The organism is Tissierella sp. QWL-11 (assembly GCF_058683765.1).
This window is the reverse complement of record NZ_CM178750.1, coordinates 1966305-1987598: the sequence shown is the minus strand read 5'-3', so window position 1 is coordinate 1987598 and position 21294 is coordinate 1966305. Positions and strand designations below refer to the sequence as shown.

The 21294-nt window shown below is 29.3% G+C and carries 26 protein-coding genes; 19 read left to right on the top strand and 7 right to left on the bottom strand.

The window, feature by feature from the left end; translation table 11 throughout:
- The first annotated feature begins 171 nt into the window (after positions 1–171).
- From AC4PG3_RS09795 to AC4PG3_RS09785, 3 genes are read left to right on the top strand one after another with little or no spacing between them, the layout of a single operon-like run.
- Positions 172–606, top strand: a complete 435-nt coding sequence (locus tag AC4PG3_RS09795) for a GNAT family N-acetyltransferase (RefSeq protein ID WP_492196448.1) — start codon at positions 172–174, stop codon at positions 604–606.
- A 12-nt stretch (positions 607–618) separates the two neighbouring features.
- Complete coding sequence (locus AC4PG3_RS09790) at positions 619–1035, top strand: DUF1893 domain-containing protein (protein WP_492196447.1); 417 nt, start codon at positions 619–621, stop codon at positions 1033–1035.
- A 14-nt stretch (positions 1036–1049) separates the two neighbouring features.
- Complete coding sequence (locus AC4PG3_RS09785; protein WP_492196446.1) at positions 1050–1589, top strand: ECF transporter S component; 540 nt, start codon at positions 1050–1052, stop codon at positions 1587–1589.
- A gap of 72 nt (positions 1590–1661) precedes the next feature.
- On the opposite strand, the gene AC4PG3_RS09780 is transcribed toward AC4PG3_RS09785, so the two are convergent.
- A complete protein-coding gene (locus AC4PG3_RS09780) occupies positions 1662–3038 on the bottom strand; it encodes a sensor histidine kinase (RefSeq protein ID WP_492196445.1) in 1377 nt (458 codons plus the stop codon).
- A gap of 117 nt (positions 3039–3155) precedes the next feature.
- Between AC4PG3_RS09780 and AC4PG3_RS09775 the strand changes: the two genes are divergently transcribed.
- Genes AC4PG3_RS09775 through AC4PG3_RS09760 form a run of 4 tightly spaced genes read left to right on the top strand, consistent with a single transcriptional unit; the run spans position 3156 to position 5139 of the window.
- The gene (locus tag AC4PG3_RS09775) at positions 3156–3530 is read left to right on the top strand and encodes a hypothetical protein (protein ID WP_492196444.1); all 375 of its coding nucleotides are present in this window, start codon (positions 3156–3158) and stop codon (positions 3528–3530) included.
- A 33-nt stretch (positions 3531–3563) separates the two neighbouring features.
- Entirely contained in the window at positions 3564–3692 is a 129-nt protein-coding gene (locus AC4PG3_RS09770) for an LDCC motif putative metal-binding protein (RefSeq protein WP_492196443.1), read from the top strand.
- Positions 3693–3745: 53 nt separating this feature from the next.
- Complete coding sequence (locus AC4PG3_RS09765; protein WP_492196023.1) at positions 3746–4282, top strand: helix-turn-helix domain-containing protein; 537 nt, start codon at positions 3746–3748, stop codon at positions 4280–4282.
- Entirely contained in the window at positions 4195–5139 is a 945-nt protein-coding gene (locus AC4PG3_RS09760) for an IS3 family transposase (protein WP_492198188.1), read from the top strand. Before AC4PG3_RS09765 ends, AC4PG3_RS09760 begins: the two co-directional genes overlap by 88 nt.
- A 60-nt stretch (positions 5140–5199) precedes the next feature.
- On the opposite strand, the gene AC4PG3_RS09755 is transcribed toward AC4PG3_RS09760, so the two are convergent.
- Positions 5200–5886 (bottom strand): response regulator transcription factor, encoded by a 687-nt coding sequence (locus AC4PG3_RS09755; protein ID WP_492196442.1) that lies wholly within the window; start codon positions 5884–5886, stop codon positions 5200–5202.
- A gap of 121 nt (positions 5887–6007) precedes the next feature.
- On the opposite strand from AC4PG3_RS09755, the gene AC4PG3_RS09750 reads away from it, so the two are divergent.
- The 3 genes from AC4PG3_RS09750 to tkt are packed head-to-tail and all read left to right on the top strand — an operon-like array spanning position 6008 to position 10533.
- Complete coding sequence (locus AC4PG3_RS09750) at positions 6008–7681, top strand: 2-oxoacid:acceptor oxidoreductase subunit alpha (protein WP_492196441.1); 1674 nt, start codon at positions 6008–6010, stop codon at positions 7679–7681.
- Positions 7681–8529 carry a 2-oxoacid:ferredoxin oxidoreductase subunit beta gene (locus AC4PG3_RS09745; RefSeq protein WP_492196440.1) on the top strand — a complete coding sequence of 283 codons (849 nt, stop codon included), beginning with the start codon at positions 7681–7683 and terminating at the stop codon, positions 8527–8529. Before AC4PG3_RS09750 ends, AC4PG3_RS09745 begins: the two co-directional genes overlap by 1 nt.
- A gap of 30 nt (positions 8530–8559) precedes the next feature.
- Positions 8560–10533, top strand: a complete 1974-nt coding sequence (gene tkt / locus AC4PG3_RS09740; protein WP_492196439.1) for a transketolase — start codon at positions 8560–8562, stop codon at positions 10531–10533.
- Positions 10534–10571: 38 nt separating this feature from the next.
- On the opposite strand, the gene AC4PG3_RS09735 is transcribed toward tkt, so the two are convergent.
- On the bottom strand, positions 10572–10796 hold the full coding sequence (locus AC4PG3_RS09735) for a DUF896 domain-containing protein (protein ID WP_492196438.1): 225 nt from the start codon (positions 10794–10796) through the stop codon (positions 10572–10574).
- Positions 10797–10945: 149 nt separating this feature from the next.
- Here AC4PG3_RS09735 and AC4PG3_RS09730 point away from each other — a divergent pair, with 149 nt between their 5' ends.
- A complete protein-coding gene (locus AC4PG3_RS09730; protein WP_492196437.1) occupies positions 10946–11467 on the top strand; it encodes a peroxiredoxin in 522 nt (173 codons plus the stop codon).
- Positions 11468–11535: 68 nt separating this feature from the next.
- On the opposite strand, the gene AC4PG3_RS09725 is transcribed toward AC4PG3_RS09730, so the two are convergent.
- Positions 11536–11796 (bottom strand): late competence development ComFB family protein, encoded by a 261-nt coding sequence (locus AC4PG3_RS09725; protein WP_492196436.1) that lies wholly within the window; start codon positions 11794–11796, stop codon positions 11536–11538.
- A gap of 168 nt (positions 11797–11964) precedes the next feature.
- Between AC4PG3_RS09725 and mnmH the strand changes: the two genes are divergently transcribed.
- Both mnmH and AC4PG3_RS09715 read left to right on the top strand, forming a co-directional pair.
- Positions 11965–12996, top strand: a complete 1032-nt coding sequence (gene mnmH / locus AC4PG3_RS09720; protein ID WP_492196435.1) for a tRNA 2-selenouridine(34) synthase MnmH — start codon at positions 11965–11967, stop codon at positions 12994–12996.
- A gap of 91 nt (positions 12997–13087) precedes the next feature.
- Positions 13088–13357, top strand: coding sequence for a hypothetical protein (locus tag AC4PG3_RS09715; protein WP_492196434.1), 270 nt, complete (start codon positions 13088–13090; stop codon positions 13355–13357).
- A gap of 23 nt (positions 13358–13380) precedes the next feature.
- Here the strand turns inward: AC4PG3_RS09715 and AC4PG3_RS09710 are convergent, their stop codons facing one another.
- Both AC4PG3_RS09710 and AC4PG3_RS09705 read right to left on the bottom strand, forming a co-directional pair.
- Positions 13381–13866 carry a QueT transporter family protein gene (locus tag AC4PG3_RS09710; RefSeq protein WP_492196433.1) on the bottom strand — a complete coding sequence of 162 codons (486 nt, stop codon included), beginning with the start codon at positions 13864–13866 and terminating at the stop codon, positions 13381–13383.
- Complete coding sequence (locus tag AC4PG3_RS09705; protein ID WP_492196432.1) at positions 13844–14563, bottom strand: radical SAM protein; 720 nt, start codon at positions 14561–14563, stop codon at positions 13844–13846. The genes AC4PG3_RS09710 and AC4PG3_RS09705 overlap by 23 nt, the downstream gene beginning before the upstream one ends.
- 328 nt (positions 14564–14891) lie before the next feature.
- On the opposite strand from AC4PG3_RS09705, the gene AC4PG3_RS09700 reads away from it, so the two are divergent.
- From AC4PG3_RS09700 to AC4PG3_RS09690, 3 genes are all read left to right on the top strand, one after another.
- Positions 14892–15527: a DUF3793 family protein gene (locus tag AC4PG3_RS09700; RefSeq protein ID WP_492196431.1), complete on the top strand. Its 636-nt coding sequence runs from the start codon at positions 14892–14894 to the stop codon at positions 15525–15527.
- A 148-nt stretch (positions 15528–15675) separates the two neighbouring features.
- Complete coding sequence (gene mltG / locus AC4PG3_RS09695; RefSeq protein ID WP_492196430.1) at positions 15676–16671, top strand: endolytic transglycosylase MltG; 996 nt, start codon at positions 15676–15678, stop codon at positions 16669–16671.
- 92 nt (positions 16672–16763) lie between these two features.
- Positions 16764–18167, top strand: a complete 1404-nt coding sequence (locus AC4PG3_RS09690) for a hypothetical protein (protein ID WP_492196429.1) — start codon at positions 16764–16766, stop codon at positions 18165–18167.
- A gap of 290 nt (positions 18168–18457) precedes the next feature.
- Here AC4PG3_RS09690 and AC4PG3_RS09685 read toward each other — a convergent pair whose 3' ends face one another.
- Positions 18458–19636 (bottom strand): IS110 family RNA-guided transposase, encoded by a 1179-nt coding sequence (locus AC4PG3_RS09685; protein ID WP_492196428.1) that lies wholly within the window; start codon positions 19634–19636, stop codon positions 18458–18460.
- A gap of 273 nt (positions 19637–19909) precedes the next feature.
- Here AC4PG3_RS09685 and AC4PG3_RS09680 point away from each other — a divergent pair, with 273 nt between their 5' ends.
- From AC4PG3_RS09680 to AC4PG3_RS09670, 3 genes are all read left to right on the top strand, one after another.
- Entirely contained in the window at positions 19910–20377 is a 468-nt protein-coding gene (locus AC4PG3_RS09680; RefSeq protein ID WP_492196427.1) for a hypothetical protein, read from the top strand.
- 86 nt (positions 20378–20463) lie between these two features.
- Positions 20464–20790: a hypothetical protein gene (locus AC4PG3_RS09675; RefSeq protein WP_492196426.1), complete on the top strand. Its 327-nt coding sequence runs from the start codon at positions 20464–20466 to the stop codon at positions 20788–20790.
- Between the two features lie 115 nt (positions 20791–20905).
- A complete protein-coding gene (locus AC4PG3_RS09670) occupies positions 20906–21214 on the top strand; it encodes a hypothetical protein (protein ID WP_492196425.1) in 309 nt (102 codons plus the stop codon).
- Positions 21215–21294 lie beyond the last annotated feature (80 nt).

Genomic DNA, 21294 nt, shown 5'->3' with positions numbered 1-21294 from the left:
CCGCGATAATTTAGAGCCAATATAAATATAGCATAAAATAATAATTTTGTAAATGATAATAAATATCAATTGCATATTTTTTGTAATAAATAAAGTATATATCAAGGTTTGTGTTATAATGGTATAAAGATTCTAATTACTAAAAATATTTAATAATAGGGAGTTGAGACTGTGGATGTTTTGATTAAAAAAATTAAATATGGAAGCGATGATTATGAAAGGTCTATAGATATTAGAAATGAAGTATTTAGAAAGCCTTGGGGACTTGATATTAGAGATGAAGATTTGACAGTTGACAAGGCTATGGACATGTATGGGGCATATTTAGATGGAGAGATGATAGCTACTGTATTTTTAACTAATGATGATGAAAAAACAGCTAGAATTAAAAATGTAGCTATTTTAGAAGAATATCAAAGAATGGGATTAGGAAAATATCTAATGGATTATGCAGAAGAACTATCTAGAAAACAAGGATTTACTAAAGTGAATTTAATGGGAAGGGTTTCTGCTGAAGTTTTTTATAATAAAATTGGGTATAAGACTATTAGTGAACCCTTTGATTATCATACTATAGCTCATGTAAATATGGAAAAAACTTTATAGTGAGGTGTAAAAATGAAAGATATAGAACTGGCAATGAATACATTAGAAGAAAAAAATTTGACTCTAGTAGCTGTGAAGGATGGAGAAATAATCTTTGAAAGTAGTGAAAGAGGTATAAAACCTATGTACATATTAGCTACAGAAAAGAGAGATTTGGCTAAAGGGGCAGTAATTGCTGATAAGGTCATAGGAAAAGGTGCAGCATTACTTTGTGCTCATATTGGGATTAAAAGATTGTATGCTAATTTGATTTCTATATCAGCAAGAGAAGTTTTAACAAAACATAATATAGCATATGAATTTGAGAGTTGTTGTGAATATATCAAAAATAGAAGTAAAACAGGTTCTTGTCCCATTGAAGAAATGGCAAGTGATATTGATAATCCTGTTGTACTTTTGGGTAAATTAGGTAAATTTTTAAAAAGATAAATTTGGAGGATAAAATGAAAAGAAAAGTAAGTAATAAAATAAGCACAAAGAAATTAGTTACAGCAGGGTTATTATTAGCTATAGGAATAATAATACCAAGTATTTTTCATACTACAGGAATTCCTGGCACTGTTTTTTTACCTATGCATATTGGAGTCTTATTGGGAGGATTTTTACTTCCACCATCTTTGGCTTTTTTACTTGGAGCTTTGACACCTATAGTAAACAATCTAATTACAGGTATGCCACCTTTATTTCCTATGGTTTTAATCATGACTTTTGAATTAGGTATATATGGGTTTATAGCTTCTGTAATGTATAGAAAATTAAATGGGACTATTCTTTTATCTCTTGTTATATCTATGATTATTGGAAGAATTACGGCAGGAGTAGTAGTTTTTCTATTAGTAATATTATTTACTGTGCAGATGGATCCTATAATTTTTGTAAAAACAGCAGTGATAACAGGATTACCTGGAATTATAATACAATTAATTTTAATACCTACATTGATCTATGCCATAAACAGATATACCACTATTAATTTAGATTAGAAGTATTTAAATTAATTAAAACATAAAAATAATAAGACTAGCATGTTACAGTACTGTAACATGCTAGTCTTATTATTTTGGAAATTCAATTGTAACTTCAGTGCCATCTCCGTAATTACTTTCTATATTGATTACACCATTATGAGCTTTTACCATAGAATGTACTATGGCAAGACCTAGACCACTTCCACCTGTGGACTTATTTCTTGAAGTATCTACTCTATAAAACCGATTAAAAATGAATTTTAAATCTTCATCTTTTATTCCTATTCCATTGTCTTTTACTTTTATAATAATTTTATCACTAGTTTCTTTTAAAACTACTAGAACTTTACCATCATTATTTAAATATTTCTTTGCATTTGATAATAGATTGTTCATTATTTGATTTAATTTATCCTTATCCATTACAATATAGATATTTTCTGCAATGGAGCCATCTAATTTGTGATTGTCAGCACTATATATAGGAGTATATGCAGTTATTATATTGTTTAGCTCTTTAGATAAATTAAAATTTGTCTTGTTTAATTGTAAATTATATTCTTCTAAATTAAAGGAATCCTTTAAATCATCAACTAATTTAGAAAGCCTAAGGGTTTCATTCATCAATATATCTATATGTTCCTTATTAGGCTCCCATACTCCATCTGTTATTGCCTCAAGATGAGTTTTAAGGGTAGTAATAGGAGTCCTAAGTTCATGGGAGATATCTGAAGCATATCTTTTTCTGCTTTTTTCATGGTTTAAAAGAGTAGCACCAAGATAATTTATAGATTTAGATAAATCTATGATTTCACTTGTATTAGTATCTATATGGGATTTGGCAGATAGATTTCCCTTTCTAATTTCATTTGCCGTATTTCTTATATTTATAAGAGGCTTTGTAAGTCCTTGGGATACAAATATACTGACTGCAAATCCAATTAAAATAGCAATAAATCCTGATAGTATAAGAGAATTTAATAAGGTACCTTTAAATATTATAGCACTTTCAGTGAAATAAGAATTATCTATATATCCTATAATTAAAGAACCTAGTTTTCTATCCTTACTATATAAATCGTAAGTTTTTTCTTCATAACTGCCATTTTCTATATTTTGCATACCTTTCATCATGCCCATATGACTTTTCATACCTTTTCTATTTTGGAAAATATTTCTAGTATTTGAAGTATATATTGTCTCATTATTAATATCTTTAATTGTAATATTTATATCCTCAGTAAGAGCTAAATGTTTTAAATCCATTTTATCAAGGGTATCATTATTTTCTACTAATAGTGTATTTATTTCTTCTTGGATTCTTAAAAATTTATTTTCCCTCTCTCTTATTAGATAGGTATCAAATCTTTTGTTTATCATAAAATTTGATATTATTGAGATAATAATTATAGATACAATTATTAAAAATAAAAAGCTTAAAGTTAGTTTCTTTGATAATTTCATAAATTCACCTCATTAAATAATATTATACATTAATTTTTTAAAAAAATATATATCTTCATAATTCCTTCATAATCTTATACTATAATTTGATTAAAGAAATTAAGGAGGAGATATAAAATGAAAAAAGGAATGGTAGCACTTAGTTTAGCTTTAGTAGTTGGTTTGTTCTCAGCATTTGCATATGCTGATAGCCCAGAGGTAGATCCAGAGTTTACAATGGGAAGGTTTGGAAATTGGAATAGACAAGAATTAGATGTTGATAGCGAAGAGTTTCAACAATGGAGAGAAGAGAGATTAGAGTATCAAAAAGATAATCTAAAAGAAGCTGTTGAAGAAAAACTTATAACAGAAGAAGAAGCTAAAGTTTGGGAAGAGCATTTTGAATATATGGATGAATTCCATGAAGAAAATGGATATCTAGGTGGTCATTGTGGTGGCGGATTCAATAGAGGAAATGGAAGAGGAATGGGAAGACATCACATGGGTTGGTAATCTTTTACCTAAATAACCAAGGAGGTTATTTATATGAAAGATAAAATAAAAAAATTCTTTGAAAAATTAGCAAAAGCTAATGAAAAGGAATTTGGAAATGAAAGATTAGACTGTTGCCAAGTAGGTAAAAGCCGAAATAAAGATAATAAAAAAACAAGCTAATGTGAAAATGATGTTACCCCCCAAATCCGGACACGGATTTAGGGGGTTTTATCATGTCTAAATATTCATTTAAGTTTAAGTTAGAAGTAGTGAAAGATTATTTAAGTGGAGAAACAGGTGGTTATGAATCTATAGCAAAAAAATACGCTATAACAAATTTTAGTCGAGTTAGGGATTGGGTTAAAAATTATGAAAGCTACGGAGAAGAAGGACTAAAAATAAAATCTACAAAAACTTTTTACTCTGGAGAATTTAAGCTACGTGTATTACAATATAGGCAATACCATAATTGCTCTTACAGAGAAGCTGCTAATCACTTTGGTATTAGCAATCAGGGTACGATTGCTAATTGGCAAAGGCAATACTTAGATGAAGGCTTCGAAGGGCTTAATAAGTCGATTGGGAGGCCTAGTACTATGTCTGAAAACAAGAAGAAAAAAGATGCTTTAAATCTCACCAAAAGCGATAAAGAAGAATTAATTAAATTAAGAGAAGAAAATGAATTTCTGAGAGCGAGCTTAGCATACGAAAAAAAGCTAAAAGCCTTAGTCCAAAAAAGAGAGCAAAAAACAAGGAAAAAACGAAAGTAATAATGGAATTAAGGCAGAAATTCCCTTCAATCAAATTGAGAATCTGGCTTAAGATAGCTAACTTGCCCAAAAGTTCATTCTATGAATGGGTAGAAAAACTAGAAACAGTTAACAAAGAAGAGTTAAAATTGATAAATATTATTAGAAATATATTTGAAGAATCAAATGAAACTTATGGATACAGAAGAATTACCATTGCTCTAAAACAAAAGGACTTAAAGATAAACCATAAAAGAGTATATAGAATCATGAAAGAGAATGATATGAAGTGCATAAAATTTTCCAGAAGATCTAGAGGTTATAGTTCTTTTAAAGGTGAAGTTGGAAAGATAGCAGAGAATAAATTAAATAGGCAATTCCAAGTAACAGTTCCTAATAAAGTATGGGTTACAGATGTAACTGAATTCAAAATCCAAGGCAGTAATCAAAAACTGTATCTATCACCTATTATGGATCTTTTTAACAACGAAATAATTTCATTTAATCTATCTACAGCTCCTACAGTAAAATTTACAACGGATGCCTTAGATAATGCTCTTAAAAAGCTTCCTAAGAAGCATCAATTAACAATTCACTCTGACCAAGGCTTTCATTATCAGCATGCTCAATGGGTGAAAAGATTAAAAAAGAGAAATATTGAACAAAGTATGTCTAGAAGAGGAAATTGTATAGATAACTCTCCAATGGAAAATTTCTTTGGGATATTGAAGCAAGAAATGTACTATGGAGAAAAATTTACATCCATTAAGAAGTTAGAGAAAAAGATTACAGAATATATTAACTGGTATAATAACAAAAGAATAAAGAAGAAATTAAACGGCCTGTCACCTATTGAGTATAGGCAACAAGCCGCATAATTAAATATTATCCGAAAGTCCGTATTAAAGGGTTCACATCAAAAAACATTAGCTTGTTTTTTATCCATCAAATTTATATCCAGCACCATAGACAGTTAAGATATATTCTGGATTCTTAGGGTCTGATTCTATTTTATGACGAATATTTTTTATATAGGCATCTACAGTTCTATCAAATCCTTCATATTCATACCCAAAGGCTTTTTCTATTAATTGACTTCTTGAAAATACAGATTGGGGATTCGATACTAAAACTTTTAATACTTTAAATTCATTAGATGTTAAATCAACTAATGAGCTGTTTTTGGTTACATTATGTTTATCAATATCAATTTCTAAACCATTTTTAAATATTAATTTTTCTGCTAATGGTCCTGTTCTATAGGTTCGCCTAATTATAGCTTTTACTCTTCCTACTAATTCTCTAGTACTAAAGGGCTTTACTACATAATCATCAGCGCCAAAGGATAGACCTTCAATCTTATCATCTTCTTGGCTCTTTGCTGTCAACATGATGATAGGTACTTGAGAGGTACTTCTAATTCTAGTGCAGACTTCTTCCCCTGAAATCTTAGGCAGCATAAGATCTAGAATAATCAAATCAATTTTTTCTTTTGAAAATAAATCTAGAGCTTCTTTTCCATCATAGGCAATAAAAGTCTTATATCCTTCTTTTTCTAAATAAGCTTTTATTACATCAGAAATATTTTTTTCATCTTCAACTATTAATATATTCTTGTGCTCCATAATATTCACCTACCTTATATAATTGTAACATATTTTAAGGATGATTTATACATTAAGCAATAGGGTATAATTATTACTAGCATATATGAATAACTGAGAATAAAGAGGAGGTTAGGGTAAAATGGATTTTACTATATTAGTAGGTGGGGCAGCAGGCCAAGGAATGGATACCTTTGCCAACATATTACAAAAATCACTTAAAAGATGTGGATTTTATATATTTAGCCATAGTGATTATATGTCTAGGGTAAGAGGTGGACATAATTTTATAAAAATTAGATTTTCAGACAAGCCTATATCAACTTATACTCCAAAAGCAGATATTATATTTGCTCTAAATGAAGAAACCGTTGACATCCATGAAGATAAGTTGAAAGATGATGGGATTATAATATTGGATGAAGAGATATTTAAGGAAAAACAGCTTATTCACTTACCTTTGCAAAAAATTGCTAGAGATTTAAAAAATGTAAAGGTATCTTCTACAATAGGCTTAGGTGCTATTTTAAAGTATTTTGGTCTTCCAAAAGACGAGACTATAAAAATAATTAAAGAGGAATTTAATGAAAAAATAGCAGATATAAATATAAAAGCATTAGATGAAGGGTATAATTTAATAGATTCAAAATATAAATTAGAGACAAAAGAAGATGAAAATATTTTAATAAATGGAAATAAAGCAGTTGCCTTAGGTGCTATTGCTGCAGGATGCAAGTATTATTGTGGTTATCCTATGACTCCATCTACAGGTGTATTAAACTATATGTCACTTAAATCCCAGGAAATGGGGATAGTTATAGATCAGGTAGAAGATGAAGTGGCAGCTTTAAATATGGCACTTGGAGCTTCCTATGCTGGAGTTAGAGCTATGACAGGCTCATCTGGAGGTGGAATAGCCTTAATGGGTGAGGCTTTTAGTTTAGCTGGAATAATAGAAACACCAGTAGTAGTAATAAATGTTCAAAGACCAGGGCCTGCTACAGGACTACCAACTAGAACTGAACAAGCAGACTTAAGATTTGTAATCCATTTAGGACATGGAGAATTTCCTAAGATGGTAATATCTTTAAGAAATGGAGAAGATGCTTTTTATCAAACAGCTAGAGCATTTAATTTAGCTGAAAAGTATCAAATTCCAGTTATATTATTGAGTGATCAAAATTTAGCTGATTCTATGGTTACTTGCAAACCTTTTGAATTTAATAAGATAAGTATAGATAGATATCTTTCAGGTGAAGAGTCGATAAAAGAAGGAGAAAGGTATAAGAGATATAAGTACACAGATGATGGAGTTTCCCCTAGAATAATACCTGGTAAAATTGAAAATCAAGTAGTATTAGTAGATAGTGATGAACATGATGAATATGGAAATATAACTGAGTCGGCAGAAGTTAGAACTAAAATGGTAGATAAGAGAGCTAAGAAATTTGAAAACCTCAAAAAAGAAGTGGAAGAACCCTGGTTTATAGGAAAAGAAAATCCAGAGCATCTAATAGTTGCATGGGGATCATTATATGGAGCTGTAAAAGAAGCAGTGGAAAAACTTAATTCAGAAGGAATTTCAATAGGAGCTTTAATATATGGAGATATATGGCCATTTCCTAAGGAGAAGTTATCTAAAATGTATAAAACTGCTAAAAACTTAATTTCAGTTGAACAAAACTCAACAGCTCAGCTAGATAGTTTGATAAGAGAAGAATTATTAATAAAATGTAACTATAAAATATTAAAATATGACGGTAGAGCCTTTTCTGGAGAGGAAATTTATGATAGATTAAAGGAGGAGGTATTATAATGGAAAAAGGATATAATCTATATGAACCATCCTGGTGTCCAGGATGTGGAAATTATATGATAAGAACTGCTTTAAAACAGGCCTTAGAAGAATTAGAAATACCACCACATAAAGCTGTAATTTCATCTGGTATAGGTCAAGCAGCAAAGATTCCACATTATATAGGAGTAAATGGCTTTAATGGTTTACATGGTAGGGCGATGCCGCCAGCAATAGCTATCAAACTATCAAATAAAAATCTAAAGGTAATAGTAGAATCTGGAGATGGAGATAACTATGGTGAAGGTGGAAATCACTTTATGCATGCAGTTAGAAGAAACATAGATGTAGCGCATTTTGTCCACAATAACCAGATATATGGCCTTACAAAGGGACAAGGTTCTCCAACTACAGCAGAGGGGCAAATCACCACTTTACAATTTGATGGTGTTAAAAATAAGCCTTTAGAACCTTTAGCTTTATCTTTAACTTTAGGTGCAGGTTTTGTAGCTAGAGGTTTTTCTGGAGATATACCTCATCTTGTAGAGCTTATGAAGGAAGCTATCAAATTTAGAGGCTATGCTCATTTAGACATACTCCAACCATGTGTAGTTTGGAATAAAGTAAATACCTTTGGATGGTATAAAGATAGAGTATACAAATTATCTGATGACCATGATTATACCAATTATAAATCAGCATATGAGAAAGCAAGAGAATTTGGCAATAAAATTCCAATTGGGGTTTTATACAAAGTTGAAAAACCGACCTATGGTGATTCATTCCAATTCATTAAAGAAGGAATACCCTTAGTAGATAGAGAATTAAATCCTCTAGATGCAAAGGAATTGATGAATGATTTCATCTAGGAGTTTTAATAATTAAAAGGAGAGACAAAAATGAGTATTGAACAAAATACTATCAACACTTTGAGAATCTTGTCTGCTGAAGCAATACAAGAGGCAAACTCAGGACATCCAGGATTACCATTAGGGGCAGCACCTATGGCATATACTCTCTGGGCAAATATAATGAATCATAATTCTAAAAATCCTAAGTGGATAAATAGGGATAGATTTATCCTATCTGCAGGACATGGTTCTGCACTTTTATATTCACTTTTACACCTTTTTGATTATGGACTTACAATGGATGATTTAAAGGAATTTAGACAATTAGGTAGTCTTACTCCAGGGCATCCAGAATATGGACATACCACAGGGGTAGAGGTAACTACAGGTCCTCTAGGACAGGGGATAGCAAACTCTGTAGGAATGGCTATGGCAGAAGCTCATTTAGCTGCTACATTCAATAGAGAAGGACATAAGCTTATTGATCATTACACATATGTAATAGCTGGAGATGGAGATTTAATGGAAGGAATTGCTTATGAGGCTAGCTCACTAGCGGGAACATTAGGTCTAGGAAAACTTATAGTTTTATATGATTCAAATAGTATAACAATAGAAGGAAGCACTGAATTAGCTTTTACTGAAGATGTATGTAAAAGATATGAAGCCTTAGGATGGGAAACTTTTAAAGTAGAAGATGGAAATGATATACAAAAGATAGAAGAAAAAATAGAAATGGCAAAGAAAAATCTATCTCAACCTACATTGATTCAAATTACTACAGAGATAGGCTATGGAAGTCCTAAAAATCAAGGTAAAAATTCAGCTCATGGTTCACCACTAGGAGAAGAAGACCTACAAGGAACTAAAGAATTTTTAGGTTGGAAAGAAGAAAGATTTACAGTTCCTCAAGATGTAAAAGCACATTTAGAAAAATTAATAAAAGATGGAATAGAAAAAGAAGAATTATGGAATGAAAAATATGAAGAATATAAGAAAGAGTTTCCTCAATTAGCTAAAGAATTAGAAGCTTGGTTAAGTGAAGAAGTTCCTATGGACTATTTAGAAAGTGAAGAGTTCTGGAATTTTGAAAAGTCTAACTCTACTAGGGGAGCTTCAGGCACCATTATAAATAGATTGACAGATAAAATACCAAATTTAATTGGAGGTTCTGCAGATTTAGCTCCTTCTACTAAAACATACATGGAAGAGAGAGATGATTTCTCTAAAGAAAACTATAAGGGTTCAAATATTAGGTTTGGAATAAGAGAACATGCAATGGGTGGAATCTTAAATGGAATGTGTGTACATGGTGGTTTAGAAGTATTTGGATCTACATTCTTTGTATTTTCTGATTACATGAAACCTTCTATGAGATTATCAGCTCTTATGAATTTACCTGTAACATATGTATTGACTCATGATAGTATTGGAGTAGGAGAAGATGGACCTACTCATCAACCAATAGAACATTTAGCTATGCTTAGAGCAGTTCCGAATTTCATTACCTTTAGGCCTGCAGATTCTAGAGAAACAGCTGCAGGATGGTATGCAGCATTAACAGAAAAGACTAGTCCTACAGGGCTTATTCTATCAAGACAGAATCTTCCTTTATTAGATGGAACAGGGAAAAATGCTCTAAAGGGTGGATATACTCTTAAAAAAGAGTCAAATGATTTACAACTAATCCTTATGGCTTCTGGTTCTGAAGTTCATCTTATATATGAAGCAGCTAAAGAATTAGAAGAAAAAGGAATAGGAACTAGAGTAGTAAGTATGCCATCTTGGGAACTATTTGAATCTCAAAGTGAAGAATACAAAAAAGAAGTTCTTCCAAGGGATATAAATAAGAGATTAGCAGTAGAAGCTGGAGCTTCATTAGGATGGTATAAATATACAGGATTAGATGGTAAAGTTATGGCTATGGAAAGCTTCGGTGCATCTGGACCTGGAGATAAAATATTTGAGAAATTTGGATTTACAGTTGAAAACATTGTAAAAGAAGCTTTAAAGCTTATATAGAAAAAATAGAAGTTCTCCTTTTTAAGAGAACTTCTATTTTAATTTTTCTTCTTATTTTGTTCTTTTTTTAATTTCGCTGGGGTTACATCATTTCCCTTAGGATCAATTATCGTAGTATTCAAAAGAGTATTTTTAAAAGAATTTCTAAATCTTTCAATATATTTTTTTCTTAAGACTTCTTGCTCTTCCTTTTCTAGTTTAGTTAATCCAATGGTTTTAGATTTATTTGCCAATTCGTTTATTCTTTCTCTTATATCTTTCAAAATATCACCTCCTATATAATATATCATCTTTATACATATAATTTCAATAAACTTTATTGATAATTAATATCAATATTGTTTAAAAATGTTTTTTTAGGATATAAATACTATAGAGTCCGAAGAACATATAGATAATGGAGGTTTAATTTATGGAAAGATTTGTAGGAACTAATGCGCCAGATTTTAATATGAAGTCTTGTTCTGGTGATGGTAGTAAATTTGGAGAAGTTTCTTTAAATGATTACAAGGGTAAATGGTTGGTAATGTTTTTTTATCCTTTAGATTTTACTTTTGTATGTCCAACTGAAATCACTTCATATAGTAAAAGAATAGATGATTTTAAAGATTTAAATGCTGAAGTATTGGCTGTAAGTGTAGATAGTGAACATTCTCATAAAGCATGGATAAATGGGGACCTTGGGAAGGTAAACTTTCCAATAGCATCAGATATGACTAAGTCTGTAGCAAAGGACTATGGAGTATTAATAGAAGAAGAGGGAGTTGCTCTTAGAGGATTATTTATTATTGATCCTAATGGAGTAGTTAAATATTCAGTGATTCACGACTTAAATGTAGGCAGAAGTGTAGATGAAACTCTGAGAGTTTTAAAAGCTTTACAAACTGGAGGACTTTGTCCAGCAGATTGGATGGAAGGTGAAGACTTACTATAGAAAAAAACTAGTTCTCAATTAGGGGACTAGTTTTTTAATTCTATAAATTATCTATTTATAGTTATTAATTAATGCCTAGGATTTTTATTTACTTTTTCTATAGATATGAGAAGCTCCTGCATAACATCTGTCTTAAATTGAAGGCTAAATTCATTTATCTTTGTATATAAAATCCCTTTTTCCGTTGCCACATAGATAGGTTTTAAATTGTTTAAAGTTATAGCCTTGATGTCATCCTTACATATTTCACATTTACATTTTAAATCTTCTTTTTGTAAAATTTTCTCTAGCATATCTTCTACTATGATCTCCATATAATTTTTAATCATATAATATCCCCTTTACCCGCTATAGTAATTAAATTATACTAAAATTTCTATATATTTACAATTTAATTATTAGGTTTAATTATGTAAAAAAACTTAGCATTTTATTTAAAAATCATATATAATTAGGGATGGAATCAATTATATTGCTGTAATTAGAAAGGAAGCTTTATGTATCAAACTATAAAATACGAAAATCTAGATAAAAATCTAGATAAAAATTATATATTAGTAGATGTTAGAACTTCAGGTGAATATGAAAGTAGCACTATCCCTGGAGCAGTAAATATACCACTTTTTACAAATAAAGAAAGAGCTGAAATAGGTACAGTTTATAAAAATGAAAGCATAGAGAAAGCTAAAGCGATAGGAATAAATGCAGGATCTAAAAATCTTCCCCAAATATATAAACAAATTCAAGAGTTAAATAAAAATGATAAAGAACTTGTGCTATTTTGTTCAAGGGGAGGTTTTAGAAGTACAGTACTTGTATCTCTATTAGCTCCATTAGGTTTTCATGTTTTTAAATTAGAAGGTGGATATAAAGCATATAGAAAATATGTTATATCTGAATTAGATAAATTAGCAGAAGAAATAGAATTGATTGTACTATATGGAAATACAGGAACAGGAAAGACTAAAATATTAAAGGAATTAAAGAAAAATGGAATTGATATTTTAGATTTAGAAGGATATGCAAATCATAGAGGTTCAATTTTAGGAAGCGTAGGCTTAGGAGAACAGAATAGCCAGAAGAAATTTGAATCTCTAATATATGAGGAACTAAAAAGACGAAATTCAAATACTATTTTTATAGAAGGTGAAAGTAGGCGGATTGGAAAAGATGTTATTCCAGAGAGTCTATTTAAAAAGATGAGAGAAGGAATTCATTTAAAAATTGAAGCAAGTGAAGAAACTAGGATAAAAAATCTATTAGAAGATTATGTAGCAGATACTAGTAATGAGATTATTGAATCCCTTAATTATCTTAGAAAACATGTAGGGAATAAAAATATAGATAAGTATATCCAATTAATAAATAAGGGCGAATTTAAAGAAGTAGGAAAAGAACTTATGATAAGATACTATGATCCTCTATATCAACATAATAAACATAAATATAAAAAAGTATTTTATTCAGAAGATAGCTCTAAAACAGCAGTTGAATTAATCGAATATGCTAAAAATGAAAATTTAATTTAAACATAAAAATTTTAAAAACATGTTTAATAAAATATTTTTTACACAAGATAATATTAAATTTAAAATTTGATTTTATCTTGGAGGGGAAAATATGTTATTAAATAATATTATAGAAAAAAGAATAGTAGATGCGGGAAATCATAGTTTAGTTTTAGAGATATCAGAAGATGATTTTAATACGTCCTATGAGGACTATAATAGTGAAATAGCCTCTGAAATTGTAAATTCTCATTTGATAAATAGAGGCGATGATGGAAGAGCTACAGATGTAAAAATTCAAAAAGATGCAGATAATATAATTAGAATTTACGCAAATATAAATTACCTGGGAAATACTCATACAGATTATCCTTTATATTAAAATAGTAAAAACATCCTTGAGCTTTAAGACTCAGGGATGTTTTTTAACATATTTATCATATAATCATTTTTGTCTAATATTTTAAACAAACTTATTCCTACTATAGATACAACTATAAATTCAGAAATCATTATTTGACCAGTAATTAAAAAGAAATTAATAGGTTCATTTGATAGTAAGACTATTTCTAAACCTATAATAAATGAAAAAACTGATGGCCAAAGACTAGCTAGATATATATTTTTAGTTTTACTCATAGCATATAGAGATATGAAACTTGCAAAACTACCCACTACTACATCAATAATTCCAAAAGGACTTGCTATATTTGCTATAGCACATCCAAGGGTAAGTGGTAGTATATAAAATGGATCAAGAAACGCTAAGAGTGTCATTACTTCTGATAGTCTAAATTGTATTGGCCCATAAGACAATGTAGGTAGTGCATAGGTTAATACAGCGTATAGAGATGCTATAAGGGATATTCTAACAAGTTTTTTTGAAGTCATCTTCATCCCCTCCTACTCCAAAATCTGTATTATTCCATAGAATTTCAATATTATCATATTTATCTAAATAAGAATATTCTTCTTTGAACCAATCTACTAATTTATCATCTCTTTTTACAGAAGTAGAATTATTCACATATATATTGATACATACATGGTCAAAATAATTCTTAGATATTTCCATATCTCTTGTAATCATTTCTTTAGTCTGACCTTGAATTCCTACTAATAAGCATATTGATTGAAAGTATTTTCCTACTTCTTTATAATCTTTAAAATTCACACCTTTTTTGAGATACTTATTTCTAAAGTTGTCATCAAAGGTTTCAATTCCACATTTAAAGGTTATATCCACACCTTTAAAATAATTAGTTATTTCCCTTAGTCTATCCTTATAACTATAGTGACTTTCAAAATATAACTTCTCTATGCCTTTAGATGATACTATGTCTTTTATATCTCTTAAACATTCCTTAGGTAATTCAAATACGCTTGCTGAATTTATAACTTCTAATTTTCTAAATTCTCCTGTTACATTTTTTAAAACTTCTCGATTAAATAGGATAATCTCTTTTTCATTTAAAGAATTATCATCAATATAATCGCAAAAAGAACAATGGCCCCATTTGCAGGGGCTAGATTTTAAAAGTACAATTTCTCGCTGGTTTTTATCCAAAATTTTATTATATCTTACCAAAATATCAACTCCTTGTTTTTAAAATGGGTACCAAGGAAACATTTAAAATTATAAAAAGACTATACTAATTTAACATATATAGATTAAAACTTCAAGGAAATAAAATCTGGAAGATTTATTTTGAAATCATATAAAGATTAAATAAAATCATATTTTCTTTAAAAAGAATTTTAGGATTTGTAGTATAATAAGATTAAATGATAATCACTATCAATATCAACCAGGAAAGAAGAGAACTAAATAAAAATTATTGTATGGGAAATGATAAAGGTAGAACTTAAATAAATAGAAATATTATTATAAAATTATAGAATAGGAAGTTAATAAAATGAAAAATTTACTAATATCTTTTTTAGATGAAATAGAATTATTAAATGAAAAAGAGCAGGCAGAAAAATTTATTGAATATTTATTATCTCCAGTTATTACAGGGATAAAGCCAGCATCTACTATAACATTAAAGCATTGTAAAAGAAAACTTTATGATTATTGGAATAAATATGGAGATAATATTCTTAATAAATATAAATTAGATTTTATAATACTTACAGAAAACACAGAAGGAATGGTATTACTTGTATATGATAGAAAAAATCTCTATCAACATTTAAATTTGGATAATAATTATAAATTGTTATCTGAATTTGGATATAAGGATGTAGATAAATTAGAAAGTTGTTTAGATAGCTTAAAACAAAGAATTAAAAGAGAAGAATTTCCCCATGAAAGTGGTATATTTTTAGGCATACCCTATGAAGATGTAGTTGGATTTATAAACAATGATAAATGTCTATTTAGTGGGTATTGGAAGGTATATGCTGATAAGCATAGGTATAATGAAATTTTTAATTTATACTGTAGGTCAAAGGAACTTTATATTTTAAATACTTTTCAAAACAACAAAAATAGTATGAAAGATTTATATGTAAGTCATAGAAAAGCTCTATATAATTATGATAGCTAAAAAAGTAGAGGTATTACAACACCTCTACTTTTTTTATACATTTAATAAATATTAAATAAAAACTAATTCAGTATTGAAAAAATCTTATTTATAGCATAGACTAAACATAGAAGTTAAAATAAAATATTTAGTGATTGGATGGTAGTTTATGAAGAAAATTATTGTTTTAATAACTGTACTTTTAGTATTAGTATTAGGGACTATTACAGTTTATAATACATTTAGCATTACAAAAAATATTGAGGACAAGCCCTTTCAAATAGAATCAGGTTCTGGTCTTAATAAAATTGCTGGAGATTTAGAAGAGCAAGAGATAATTGATTCTGCAAACTTTTTTATTCTATATGCAAAAATGAAGGGCTTAGAAAGCAATATCCAAGCTGGAAAGTTTATTATTTCACCAGAAATAAAATTAGATGCATTGCTAGAAACTCTCCAAAATCCTGAAGCTGAATACACAGTAGTAACAATTCCAGAAGGCTATACTGTATATCAAATTGGAGAATTATTAGAACAAAAAGGACTAGGGGATAAAGAAGAATTTTTACAATTAGCTAGGGAAGGATTAGATGAGAACTCAGAGGACAATTTAGAAAATATTCACTATGCATTAGAAGGATATCTCTATCCTGATACTTATTATATTCCAAATGATTATACTAGTAGACAAATTATAGATATGGCTATGAATAGACTAGATGCACTATTTTCTAAAGAGTACAAACAAAGGGCAGAAGAACTAGGACTTTCTATAAATGATGTTCTTACCATAGCATCTCTTATAGAGAGGGAAGCTGCTACAGATGGTGAGAAAAAAGATATTTCTGGAGTAATACAAAATAGATTAAACTTAGGTATGAGACTACAAATAGATGCCTCAGTTATTTATGCAATTAAAAAAGGTGAAGGGCATATAAATAGAGTACTATATGAAGATTTAGAATTTGATTCCCCATATAATACTTATAAATATAGTAAATTACCTCCAGGGCCCATAGGTTCCCCAGGGATAGTTTCTATAGAAGCAGCTCTTTTTCCAAAGGATCATGAATATATCTACTATGTATTTGATGGTAGTAAGCATGTATTTAGTGAAACATATAATGAACATTTAAAAAATGTAAATAAATATATAAGAAATTAAACGCCCAAAGAAGATATATTGACCCAAGTATATCTTCTTTTTATACATATAATGGAACTATAGATTTGAATTAGAATAGGAGGATTTTTTAGATGAAGAAAATAACAACTATGGCTCTAATATTTTGTATATTAATAATAAGCACATCTACATATGCAAATTCAGGACCTACATATTGGCAGGGTAAGCAGTCATCTGAAATACTAACCATTGAAGATAATACTCCGATTTCAGTTAAAAAAGAAAATTTAGTATTTGATTTTACTGATGAAGAATATAAGGATTATAGTATATCAAGTAAGGTTACAGCACAATACATCATGTCTAATGATAGTGAAAATAGTGAAACTGTACAAATGGCATTCCCTCTTATATCGTCTATTCAAGATTTTAATCCTGAAGGTATTAGTATAAAAATAGATGATGAAAAAATTGACTTTCAAATATTTTTAGGGGATATGCTCCATTCTAGAACTGGAGGAAAAGATGATGATGCTAAATTTGACTTTAGCTCTATTGCAAAGTCTATTAGTAGCTCAGAATATACTCCTAAAAATTATAATTTAGATGAGAGGGGTACTTTATATACTTATGATATTGTTTCAAATAGTGAGGATAATTTAAATATTGTCATAGATCATTCTTATGACAAAAGTAAAAGTAAAGTTATGACTAAGGGATTCAATGGTTATCAAATAGTTAATGGCATTGAAAGTTTTGTTGCTAGAAATGTTAAAGATGAAGAATTTCAAATATTCCTATTAGGGGAGGATATAGATTTTAAATTTAAAGCTTATTCAGATATAGAGCTTTCAAATGAAACAGAGGAGTATTCACTAGATATAAGGACTAAGGAGATATCTATTAGAGATTATCTAAATGATGGGGTAGAAATATTTAAGGATGAGGTGGATTATCTAGATTATCTTGCTGACAATCAGATTTTTAATCTATTTGCAAAACAATTAGATGAACATATTGAAAATGATATAATTAACCTGAGTATGGATTCACTTCTTTCAAGTGATTATATGGATATGTTTTTTGTACTTATTTATGAAGTGGATTTTGATCCTTATAGCACAAAGGATGTAAGTGTAAGCTATGATTCTAGTGGTACTATGGATACAAGAAATACTATGGAGCCTATTCATACTTTTACTTATATTCTAAACCCAGCAAAAAATTGGGCATCCTTCAATGATCTGAATATAGAGATAAGGCCACCTTCTACAAGTCCATATATAATAGATAGCAGTTTAAACTTAATAAGAAAAGAGGATGGAATATATACTGGAAATTTTGAAACATTACCTGATGAAGATTTATTTTTTTCCTTATATTATAATGAAGAAATAACTAGGCTTGATAAGATAAAAGGATTTCTAAGGAGGAATTCATATTTTATAATTCCTTTAGTAAAATGGTCATCAATAGTATTAATATATTTAATAGTTTTTATTATTAAAAGAATTTATAATAAATTAAAAGGGTAAATTAGAATTATATATTTTATTTATCCATTGTAAATAAGCATTTGGTTTAGACACTTTAGAAGAATTTAACGAACAAAGATTATTTATATAATAGACCAGCTATTAAAAGTCAATAAATAATTTAATTTATTTTACCTTTGTGATTATAGAATTTCTGTCAGAACCCGTCAAGGGAAAAAGAGCCCCTTGACAGAACCTGCCATAAATTCTTATGTAAAATTAGGCAAAACAAATAAGCCTAAACTGTGTGTACAAAATTTAGGATGATAAATAAGCTATACAAGTGATTGTTACTTGATATCAGGCACATAAGGTTCATTATCACGCAATACAGCAAATATAATATTACACATTTTTCTAGCAACTGCACCAACTGCAGTTAAATGGTGTTTACCACGTGCTTTGAGTGACTGATAATAGACAGATAATGCCGGATCTTTAAATGCAGCTACTGTAGCTGCTAACCAAATTGCTCTACGAAGATACGGAGAACCACGTTTAGAAATTTTAGTCTGTGTACCAACAAAATCACCAGACTGTTTTACAGCAACATCAAGGCCAGCATAAGCAACAAGTTTAGGAGCAGTTTCAAAGCGTGAGATATCACCAATTTCTCCAATGATTATGGCTCCAAGAACATCACCAATACCGGTAATAGTTGTGATAACTTGATTGGTTTGATGTAGCAAGGTTGAAATTTCGATTTCTAGTTCTTTTAATTGTTCTTCAATAAAGTTAATTTGAGCAATAATTTGCTTAATTTGAAATGCAAATGCATCTTTAGCAAAACTGACTCCAAAAGTATTAATAGCTGATTCTTGTATTTCAGAAGCTTTAGACAAACCAAAACGGCCTCTGCTTGCTTCTGATAAAAGTACTGTAAGAGTATCAGTATCAACAGATACCATATCTTCAGGAGTTGGATATTTTGAAAGAAGTTCTCTAGAAGTTACTCCAAAGGTATCTGAAAAGAGCTTGGAGTATTCAGGAAAAACTTGATCTAAAAGAGCAATACACTTGCGTTTCCAATCAGAACATTCATCTACTAAGGCAAGGCGATACCGAGATAATTGACGTAAAGCCATAATATCCTCATTCGCCAAAGATGTGGATGAAAACTGTCCGAAACGCATAATTTGAGCAATGATAAAAGAATCTTTAGAATCATTCTTGGTTTGCCTAATATACATTTTTCTAAAAGCATCTGATTGAATAGGATTGATAACATAAACAGTAAATCCAAGATCAATTAGATAAGAATACAGGCTAACCCAATAATGACCAGTAGCTTCCATACCAATAATTACCTTAGAGGTATCAGCTTCAAACTTATCAAGTAAAGCTGCTAATTTAGCACAGCCAGCTTGAGAATTTGAGAAAGAAATACTTTTAGCGAGAAGCTCACCATTAGAATTAATAATAGAAGCTTCGTGGTTTTTCTTAGCAATATCAATACCAACATAAAACATAAAATCACCAGCTTTTAAAATATTAACAGATAAAGTCTAGAACCTCTCTACTTTACACAATACAACCTCGTTAGATATTCAGTAACTAGGTACTATCCAGCTCATTCGCATGTGGATGTAAAGAAGAGGCGTAACCCTATTTAAGGAAGACAACGCTTCAAGGAGGTAGACTACGACCCCTATCTGTACAACTATTATCTCACAAGATTAGTGAGATAGAAAAGAGATTATAGTTTAATAACTATAACTTTATTATACGAGGAGGTAATAGTAATGAAAAGATTAACAGTTATTACTTTAAGTGTAATTATATTAACCCTTATTACATCTTGTGCAAAACCAAAAAACAAGGTTGAAATTTACTCTTTTAGTGGAGAAAATGAAACTATAACAATAAATAATGGATTAATTATTGTTACTGACGATATAGAAAAGTTTATTGGTGGAGATTTATCATTTAATGCTGAAGAACCAACAGATGTTCAAAGTTATTCTGGAAACTTCTTCTTTTATAAAGAAGGTAATGAATCTACTATTTCAAGTAACTCTGTAGCATTGCAAGGTACTACTGAAGGTCAAAGGATTCACTCAGAGCTTGGTTCAATAAGCAGTGAAGACTTGTTTTATGGCAATGATTTAGAATTAGTAAAGGATTCATTAAACTTTTCATTAAGTGGGAAATTACTGAATGGAGAAAGGTTTGAATACAATCTGATTCTTGATATAAAAAAGGCTTATTAAGCTAAGATATTTAAAAATGGACCTTAGCTTAATTCATAGTTTTTATATAAAACGAATTAAAAAAGTATAAAAAGAAGGAGGATTTTATGAATAAGGTTATATTTTATATACCAACAATTATATTTACCATTTTTTTCGGATTAATGTCAGCTATATATGGGGTTAGTTCAATATCTCCTATTGTAATTGTTTGGATTGTTTTATTTTTAATAAGTAGTTTTTTATTAAGTAAGGATAAGTTTTGGGGAGGGTTATTAGGTATACTGCCTGGAATTAATTTGATTTATATGAGCACACAGGATACTGGACAAGTAGTTGATATAGAATTTCCACTCGGGATTGTCATTTTGCTCTATTATGTAATTTGTGGTTACTTGATTTATAAAAAAGGAAATGCGAAAGATAACTCATAGCACTTATTAGAGGTATAATCAGCATTTGAGTCTAAGAAACATATTTAGAAAATACCGTCGTGGAGGTAGAAAAGTGTGTCTTTTAAAAGATATTAAATGCAGGAGGAAATCTAAAATGAAAAACAATAATCAAAATAAGTTAAAAGTTATAATAAGATTAATATTTATGATAATTCTTTTTGGTATTTTTGGATGGGTTTATTTTATGGGGATAGTTTGTCCAAGCTTTACTCCACCATTTGGTGCCATTTATAAAGGGCTTGGAATTGGATTTATTTATCCCCTATATTTTATATTTATACCTACATATCAAAATAAAGTCTTTCCAGACATTCATTACTCGGGAGCTATAACGTCAATTTTTTCATTTGTTTTGACAGTGATATTTTTATTCGTAACATTTCCGTTACAAGCACATCTTTAGAATTATATGTACCTAACCCAAAAAAATATAAATAAAAATAAGATATATAATTCAAATATATCTTATTTTTATTTACCAAT

Bases quoted from the DNA above. Each gene is read 5' to 3' on its own strand.
- AC4PG3_RS09790 (WP_492196447.1), top strand. From the start codon at position 619: ATGAAAGATATAGAACTGGCAATGAATACATTAGAAGAAAAAAATTTG.
- AC4PG3_RS09785 (WP_492196446.1), top strand. From the start codon at position 1,050: ATGAAAAGAAAAGTAAGTAATAAAATAAGCACAAAGAAATTAGTTACA.
- AC4PG3_RS09780 (WP_492196445.1), bottom strand. From the start codon at position 3,038: ATGAAATTATCAAAGAAACTAACTTTAAGCTTTTTATTTTTAATAATT.
- AC4PG3_RS09775 (WP_492196444.1), top strand. From the start codon at position 3,156: ATGAAAAAAGGAATGGTAGCACTTAGTTTAGCTTTAGTAGTTGGTTTG.
- AC4PG3_RS09770 (WP_492196443.1), top strand. From the start codon at position 3,564: ATGAAAGATAAAATAAAAAAATTCTTTGAAAAATTAGCAAAAGCTAAT.
- AC4PG3_RS09765 (WP_492196023.1), top strand. From the start codon at position 3,746: ATGTCTAAATATTCATTTAAGTTTAAGTTAGAAGTAGTGAAAGATTAT.
- AC4PG3_RS09755 (WP_492196442.1), bottom strand. From the start codon at position 5,886: ATGGAGCACAAGAATATATTAATAGTTGAAGATGAAAAAAATATTTCT.
- AC4PG3_RS09750 (WP_492196441.1), top strand. From the start codon at position 6,008: ATGGATTTTACTATATTAGTAGGTGGGGCAGCAGGCCAAGGAATGGAT.
- AC4PG3_RS09745 (WP_492196440.1), top strand. From the start codon at position 7,681: ATGGAAAAAGGATATAATCTATATGAACCATCCTGGTGTCCAGGATGT.
- tkt (WP_492196439.1), top strand. From the start codon at position 8,560: ATGAGTATTGAACAAAATACTATCAACACTTTGAGAATCTTGTCTGCT.
- AC4PG3_RS09730 (WP_492196437.1), top strand. From the start codon at position 10,946: ATGGAAAGATTTGTAGGAACTAATGCGCCAGATTTTAATATGAAGTCT.
- AC4PG3_RS09725 (WP_492196436.1), bottom strand. From the start codon at position 11,796: ATGATTAAAAATTATATGGAGATCATAGTAGAAGATATGCTAGAGAAA.
- mnmH (WP_492196435.1), top strand. From the start codon at position 11,965: ATGTATCAAACTATAAAATACGAAAATCTAGATAAAAATCTAGATAAA.
- AC4PG3_RS09715 (WP_492196434.1), top strand. From the start codon at position 13,088: ATGTTATTAAATAATATTATAGAAAAAAGAATAGTAGATGCGGGAAAT.
- AC4PG3_RS09710 (WP_492196433.1), bottom strand. From the start codon at position 13,866: ATGACTTCAAAAAAACTTGTTAGAATATCCCTTATAGCATCTCTATAC.
- AC4PG3_RS09700 (WP_492196431.1), top strand. From the start codon at position 14,892: ATGAAAAATTTACTAATATCTTTTTTAGATGAAATAGAATTATTAAAT.
- mltG (WP_492196430.1), top strand. From the start codon at position 15,676: ATGAAGAAAATTATTGTTTTAATAACTGTACTTTTAGTATTAGTATTA.
- AC4PG3_RS09690 (WP_492196429.1), top strand. From the start codon at position 16,764: ATGAAGAAAATAACAACTATGGCTCTAATATTTTGTATATTAATAATA.
- AC4PG3_RS09685 (WP_492196428.1), bottom strand. From the start codon at position 19,636: ATGTTTTATGTTGGTATTGATATTGCTAAGAAAAACCACGAAGCTTCT.
- AC4PG3_RS09680 (WP_492196427.1), top strand. From the start codon at position 19,910: ATGAAAAGATTAACAGTTATTACTTTAAGTGTAATTATATTAACCCTT.
- AC4PG3_RS09675 (WP_492196426.1), top strand. From the start codon at position 20,464: ATGAATAAGGTTATATTTTATATACCAACAATTATATTTACCATTTTT.
- AC4PG3_RS09670 (WP_492196425.1), top strand. From the start codon at position 20,906: ATGAAAAACAATAATCAAAATAAGTTAAAAGTTATAATAAGATTAATA.